The 6,979-nt window shown below is 47.8% G+C and carries 7 protein-coding genes and 1 pseudogene; all 8 read left to right on the forward strand.

The window, feature by feature from the left end; translation table 11 throughout:
- Positions 1–96 precede the first annotated feature (96 nt).
- The 8 genes and pseudogenes from ACFVS2_RS33800 (at position 97) to ACFVS2_RS33835 (ending at position 6,850) form a co-directional block, all read left to right on the forward strand.
- Positions 97–1,494, forward strand: coding sequence for an MFS transporter (locus ACFVS2_RS33800; protein ID WP_390240949.1), 1,398 nt, complete (start codon positions 97–99; stop codon positions 1,492–1,494).
- Positions 1,491–2,579, forward strand: a complete 1,089-nt coding sequence (locus ACFVS2_RS33805; RefSeq protein WP_390240951.1) for a saccharopine dehydrogenase family protein — start codon at positions 1,491–1,493, stop codon at positions 2,577–2,579. The genes ACFVS2_RS33800 and ACFVS2_RS33805 overlap by 4 nt, the downstream gene beginning before the upstream one ends.
- 35 nt (positions 2,580–2,614) lie before the next feature.
- The gene (locus tag ACFVS2_RS33810; RefSeq protein ID WP_173621107.1) at positions 2,615–3,118 is read left to right on the forward strand and encodes a DinB family protein; all 504 of its coding nucleotides are present in this window, start codon (positions 2,615–2,617) and stop codon (positions 3,116–3,118) included.
- Positions 3,119–3,330: 212 nt separating this feature from the next.
- Entirely contained in the window at positions 3,331–3,969 is a 639-nt protein-coding gene (locus tag ACFVS2_RS33815) for a nitroreductase family protein (RefSeq protein WP_390240953.1), read from the forward strand.
- Positions 3,970–3,991: 22 nt separating this feature from the next.
- The gene (locus ACFVS2_RS33820; protein ID WP_173621105.1) at positions 3,992–4,939 is read left to right on the forward strand and encodes a ring-cleaving dioxygenase; all 948 of its coding nucleotides are present in this window, start codon (positions 3,992–3,994) and stop codon (positions 4,937–4,939) included.
- Complete coding sequence (locus ACFVS2_RS33825) at positions 4,939–5,556, forward strand: alpha/beta hydrolase (RefSeq protein WP_390240955.1); 618 nt, start codon at positions 4,939–4,941, stop codon at positions 5,554–5,556. The genes ACFVS2_RS33820 and ACFVS2_RS33825 overlap by 1 nt, the downstream gene beginning before the upstream one ends.
- Before the next feature lie 267 nt (positions 5,557–5,823).
- Positions 5,824–6,135, forward strand: a pseudogene (locus ACFVS2_RS33830) (helix-turn-helix domain-containing protein); the annotation flags it as partial.
- Positions 6,136–6,193: 58 nt separating this feature from the next.
- A complete protein-coding gene (locus ACFVS2_RS33835; RefSeq protein WP_390240957.1) occupies positions 6,194–6,850 on the forward strand; it encodes a DUF6973 domain-containing protein in 657 nt (218 codons plus the stop codon).
- Positions 6,851–6,979: the final 129 nt, after the last annotated feature.

The following is a 6,979-nucleotide window of genomic DNA, read 5'->3' on the forward strand; positions in this document are numbered from 1 at the left end:
CATCTTTGTGGGATGGTGCTCTCCTCGTTCCTCTCTATAATTGAGAATAATTCTTAGTTTAAATTTACAAGATACGCGAGGAGTTGGAAAGACCATATGAGCCAGCGGCAGCGCTTTTTCATGATGATCGCAATTTGTCTGGGTGCATTCTTGTCTCATTTTACGGCGGGGATTGTCAATGTCTCGCTCCCTCAGTTCACATACATTTTCCAGACGGAGCTGGCGGTCGCACAATGGATTACAACGGGTTATTTGCTTGTCATTGCGTCTCTTCTTCCTTTCATGGGCAAGCTGGGAGATCGATACGGGCATCGTGTGCTGCACAATTACGGCTTCCTGCTGTTCACGGTAAGCTCTGTCTTGGTGGCATTCTCGACGACGATCACGATGCTGTTGGCGCTTCGAATCGTGCAAGCCATCGGAGCAGCTATGTTCCAGGCTACCAATATCGCGCTCATTGCGATTTTGCTCCCAAAAGAAATGCGGGGGAGGGCACTGGGGATCATGAGTACAGCTGTTGCGCTTGGCGGCATGACCGGGCCGATTGCAGGTGGGATGATCGCGTCGTGGTTGAGCTGGGAGTGGTTGTTTCTGATTCATGTTCCTGTCGCCATCTTGGCTACGGGGCTGGCTTTTCGTTACATTCCTTCCCATGAGCAGACGAAGAAGGCCAGTTCACTTGATCTCGTTGGGGCAGGTCTGTTCATGCTACTGGTCAGCTCAGTCATTATCGCGATCTCCAATGGAAACGGGTGGGGCTGGGCTTCAGAAGGGATGCTCATTCTTTTTGGGGGTGTACTCGTCTTGGTATGGGCGTTTGTCTGGTGGGAGCGGCGACAGTCAGTGCCGTTTTTGCCCGTGGCGGTCTTTCGCCTATCGGCTGTGCCCAGTGGACTGTTCATTAGCTTCACTTCGTTTGTGCTCGCTAATCTCGTACTGGTTGTCCTGCCGTTCTACTTGCTTGATCAAGCGCAGGTTTCCCCTTTGACGGCAGGGTATATGATGACTGCTTACCCATTGCTGCTGGTGCTGACGGGTCCTTTTAGTGGCTGGGCTTCAGACAGCTATCGGGCACGACCACTCATTTTTGCAGGTCTCGGTGCAATGGGGGCAGGGATGACCGTCTTGGCGATCTGGCTAGAGGCATTATCTACGGTAGAAATCATCGCGGTACTAGCTTTGGTAGGGGCAGGTATGGGGCTGATTGCTTCGCCCAACAACAGCTACATCATGCGCCACGTCCCGATGGAGCATGCAGGCGCAATCGGAGGCATGATCGCCTTGACGCGCAATGCAGGGATGGTGGTCGGCGCAGCGTTGGGACTGGGCATGATGAACGGCGAATCGAGTCAAGCTATGCAGCCGACAATCGATGCGTATCGTGCGGTTTTTGAAGCAGGAGGGCTGATTTGCCTGAGCGGATTGTTGGTCTGGTGGTATGCGGGACGTCTGGAGCGGCAGAAAAAGAGAGGCACAGAGGTGGAGCAGGCATGAGCAAGGATCGAATTGTGGTAGTCGGAGGGTACGGTCATGTAGGGGCAACCATATGCAAGAATTTGGGTGACGCATATCCGGGACGGGTGTATGCAGCCGGACGCAGCTGGGAGAAGGCTGAAGCATTTTGCCGAGAAGCAGATGGGAAAGTGCTGCCGTTGCAACTCGATATTCACAAGCCGTTAGACCAAAGCATGCTGGAAAAAGTAAAGCTGGTGGTCATGTGTCTGGATCAGACGAATACGGCTTTTGTGGAAGGGTGTGTGCGGAATGGAACACATTATCTCGATATTTCGGCGAATGGCCATTTTTTGACGCAAATCGAACAATGGGGGAGCCAAACTGAAAATAAGAACATAGGAACCGCCGTGCTCAGTGTAGGACTGGCACCAGGTCTGACCAACCTGCTCGCGCGGGAAGCTCATCGCTTGCTGGATCAGGTGAGTGAGCTGGACATATTCATTATGCTTGGTCTCGGTGATCGACACGGGAAGGCCGCGATTGAATGGACTGTCGATAACTTGTGCACGAGCTACGAGGTGATGAATAAGCATCAACGTGTGACCGTAGAGAGCATGACAGAGGGCAAGCTTGTTGATTTTGGGCCGGAGCTGGGGAAAAAGCACGCATATCGATTCCCGTTTTCCGATCAGCAGACATTGGCACGCACCTTGGATGTCCCTACAGTATCTACCCGACTTTGTTTCGATCTGGATGCGATGACGAGAATAGTAGCAGGCATGAGGAGCATAGGAATTTGCCGATTACTCCATCAACCATCAGTACGGGAAGCTGTGATTGAAGCGTTTGGGCGTTGGAAAATGGGGGAGGATCGGTTTGCCATCAAGATAGAAGCACGGGGAAAACGGGGAACGAACGAGGCGACAGTAGAGTGTCTGCTTTACGGGCGCGATCAGTCCAACATGACCGCAATGGTGGCGGCTGCCGTAGCAAAATCGCTATATGAAGAAGCGTTTCCTCCAGGAGTCCACCACATGGAACAACTGTTTTCATTAGAAAAAATGAGATTTTGGCTAGAGCAGGAAGCATCACTGACCATATTTGTCAGGGAAGCCGGTCTATGATAGAGCTATCGACGAACCAAAGAGGGGGCTTTATCATGACACACTATGCCAAAAACATGTACGACTTTCACGCGTGGGCGAATCAAACGTTAATGAATCGCTTGAAGGAACTTCCGGAAGGTGCTTACGAGCAGGAGGTCCAAAGCGTTTTCCCGACAGTAGCAAAAGTGATGGAGCATATTTATATGGTGGATCAAAGCTGGCTTCTCATATTGCAGGGGATGGATATGCAAGCGGCCATGAATGAGACATGGCAGCAAGAGAAGAAAATTACGGGAAAAAGCTTGGAGGAAGTAGAGCAGTTGTATGTCGAACTGGTCGAGCAATTCAGAGCTTTTCTCAGCCAAGAAGAAGACTTGGAGCGGCGCATTGTCCTTGATAATCCGTACACGAGAGTACGCGATACGAGCTTGGCAGAAATCATCATGCAAGTGGTCAATCACGGTACGTATCATCGTGGAAACATAACGGCGATGCTGCGCCAAATGGGGTATCCTTCTGTCATGACCGAATATGCTCTATACTGGTACGCCAACTGACAAGAGCCTTAGGCTGGAAGAGATTTCATTCTTCTGGCCTTGGGCTGTTGACAAGAGAGAATTTTAGTCCTATAATTATCTTAAATTCAAGATATTTATTTTTGTAACATCGTCATCCTACTTCCCCAAGCAGGAACATTTTTAAACGCTATTATCTTTAATTTAAGATATTCAAAAATGATTGAGATAGAAAAAATCGAGGAGGAAGTCCCATGAGTGAATTCACTACCCTTGTAAAAAACAGAAGATCCGCAAACAAGTTTCTAACGGACGTAACGATAACACCTACCGAGATCGATGAAATCATGTCGCTGGTCAAATTCGCGCCATCTGCATTCAATTTGCAGCATGCCCATTATGTAGTTGTCACCGATCCAGAAGCAATAGAGCGTGTATATGAAGCGGCATATAGACAATATAAGGTGAAAACCGCTTCGGCAGTGGTGCTTGTATTTGGAGACAAGGAAGCGTACCAAAGCGTAGAGCGCATCAATGAAGGTCTTCTTCATTTAGGGATCATGGATCAACGCGAGTACGACCACAACAATGCTTCTGTCAGAGCAATGTACGAGGGTGGAGGAGAGCAGTTCAAGCGTGATGAAGCGATCCGCAATGCAAATTTGTCCGCAATGCTGTTCATGCTCGCTGCAAAGGATAAAGGCTGGGATACGTGCCCGATGATCGGATTCGATCCAGTAGCTGTCCAAGAGATAGCAAAGGTTCCGGACAGCTTTGTGCCAGCTCTGATGATCACGATTGGAAAAGAAGATACATCCAGCCAGCGAGTCAGAGGGTACCGCAAGCCCGTTGGAGAGTTCGTGAGCTACAACACATTCCAAGCAAGTAAATAATAATTAGAGGAGGCTATTCAAAATGACACAGCAAACAGCAGGGATTCACCATATCACGGCTTTTGTTACAAGCGCCCAAAATAACGTTGATTTTTATGCAGGGTTTCTCGGATTGCGCATGGTGAAAAAAACGATCAACTTCGATGCACCAGATGTATACCACCTATACTTCGGGAATGAGGTCGGAAGTCCAGGTACCGCGATTACCTTTTTCCCGTGGGAATCTGGTCGCCGCGGACGCGTTGGCGGTGGGCAGGTGGGCTATACCACTTTCTTAATTCCAGTGGGGGCGTTTTCCTTCTGGGAGGATCGACTGAAAAAGTTCGGAATCGAGTACCGTCGCGTGGAGCGTTTTAACGAAACGTATCTGCAATTTACGGACAAAGACGGCTTACAGCTGGAGATTGTGGAACGTGAAGGCGGTCCAGCGAGCAAATGGTCCTTTGGCGGAGTGCCAGCTGACAAGGCGATCAAAGGCTTCGGTGGAGCGATCTTGTACAGCATGGCTCCAGCCCACACCATGGATGTTCTCGAGAGACTGATGGGACTGACTAGAGTTGGCGAAGAAAACGGCCTTGTCCGGTTCCAGGCTAACGGCGATTTGGGCAATGTCATTGACGTGAATGCTGAGCCGATACCAAGAGGAGAAGGTGGCGCAGGTACGATCCACCATATCGCATGGCGTGCCTTAGATGATCAGGATCACCAACTGTGGCAGCAGCGCGCGGCTCAATCCGGTCTCCATCCGACGGATATTATCGACCGTCAATATTTCAACGCCATCTACTTCCGCGAGCCGGGCGAGATTTTGTTTGAGATTGCGACCGATCCTCCAGGCTTTGAAAGAGATGAGCCATTTGACACATTGGGTGAAAAACTGATGCTCCCCGAGTGGTATGAGCCACGTCGTGCCCAGATAGAGCAAGGCCTGCCGCCGATTACAGTCAGAGTGTTGGAGGAAGATAAATAATGAATTTGAAGCACATTTTTCGAAAAGGAACCGATTCAGAAGCACCAACACTGTTGCTGCTTCATGGAACAGGTGGAGATGAAAACGACCTCTTGCCACTGGCCAATCGCATTTATCCAGGCGCTTCTGTTCTGAGTGTCCGTGGGAATGTTCTCGAAAACGGCATGCCGCGATTTTTCCGACGTTTAGCTGAGGGTGTTTTTGACGAAGAGGATTTGGTCTACCGCACGCAGGAGCTGCATGAGTTTTTGGATCAGGCGGCGGATACGTATCAGATCGAGCGAGACAATATCGTGGCAGTCGGCTATTCGAACGGGGCAAATATCGCAGGTAGTCTCCTGTTCCATTACCCGAATCCGCTAAAAGGGGCGATTCTTTACCACCCAATGGTTCCACGCCGTGGGATCGCTCTGCCTGATATGTCAGCTATTCCGGTGTTCATCGGAGCGGGCACGAATGATCCGATTTGTACTGCACAAGAGACGGAGGAGCTGAACAGACTACTGACAGGAGCAGGTGCTGACGTGACTGTGCATTGGGATTCATATGGTCATCAGCTGACGGTGAAGGAAGTAGAAGCTTCGGCCGCGTGGTTTACAGAGATGTTTCGTAAATAATTGTTGAGTAACCGAAGTGTAGCTCAAGTCATCGCCTGGTTCTGGGGGCGGGAGCGCTGGGTAGCGCCGCAAAGTTCCCGACGAAAGGCAGGCCGTAGGAACGATAGTCACACTGTGAGTGTCAAGGGATCTTGCTATGTCGAATGTATCCGTTAGCCTAATTACAAATTAAGGGAAAGGTAAATATTCACATACACCAGAGCTTTCTGTAAAATACAGGAAGATTTGGTGTTTCTTTTGTTATTGCTAAGGAGGAGTAGGTTTAATATGGGGCAAAGCAAGACAGTTCAACGATCGTTACGTTCAGAAGTTGAGCATCACCTAAAAGAGCGTGGTTACACACTGACTAAACTTGGCGAGATAACAGGTATTAATCAGGGAGTACTGAGCGATATTTTAAATCGAACTCCTTCTCGGGCTATGACGATTGGCCATCTGGATAAACTTGCTGTAGCTTTTAATCAAGCCCCTGGATGGCTATATGAGCTGTATGTAACGGAATGTATCGTCGAGGGGAGAGTGTCTCGTTCACGAGTTGTTCCCTATCTGGTTCGATGTGCAGAAATAGGAGAAAAAGAAATACGAAAAATCTTATGAGAAAGTTGACTTTAGATTTTCGTAAAAAATTTTAGAAGCGTTGACTCAATTTGAAAAAGATCACCCAAAAGCGACTGAAGATGAAATTAATGAATATTTTTTGGAACTGTGCGAAATATACAACGAGGATAACAAAAATATAAAGAACCTGGCTCCAAGCTCTGATGGTGATTGGGATGATTTCTATGATTATGCTGATGGAGTAGTTACACTTAATCCAAAAGAGCAGGCATTGTATGATCAATCGCCGTCAAAAGGATTTAAAGCTCTTATGGCAGGGAAAGGGGCATGGAATTATACAGAACTAGCTTTCGGTAGAAATGATACTGATGAAGAATCAGATGCTTTTCGACATGCACTATGGAATATGTGGATAGTATGGGCAGTGAATGATAGTTGGGCAGAAAAGTGGACGAGTGCACACGAAGATGGTGCTTCCTATCAAAACAAAAAATCTTTAACATATAAAATGGATATGCACAATAATGAAGAAGGACGATACAAAGCAGCACAAGAGGGGATAGACAGTGATAGCAGTCGTTCTGACGTTAAAATTGCGATTGATGAGTTATACAAAAGCGGAAAGCTTAAAAAAATAAATAAACCGAACATTAAAAAAGAGAGTACCTGGACACTAGAAAGATTTACAGGTAAAGAAGAGGATTATGTAGATCAAGATCTTCCCCCTATTACGTAAGAAAAAAGAGAATCAGGAATAATCATTCCTGATTCTCAGGTTGTCGAGAAAGTATCGGCAACCTTTTTTTAGTTCGGATTACTTTTATAAATTACCGCGTTAATATAGTATAATATGATTATTAATATA

Source organism: Brevibacillus sp. NPDC058079 (genome assembly GCF_042885155.1).
Classification (GTDB): Bacteria; Bacillota; Bacilli; order Brevibacillales; family Brevibacillaceae; genus Brevibacillus.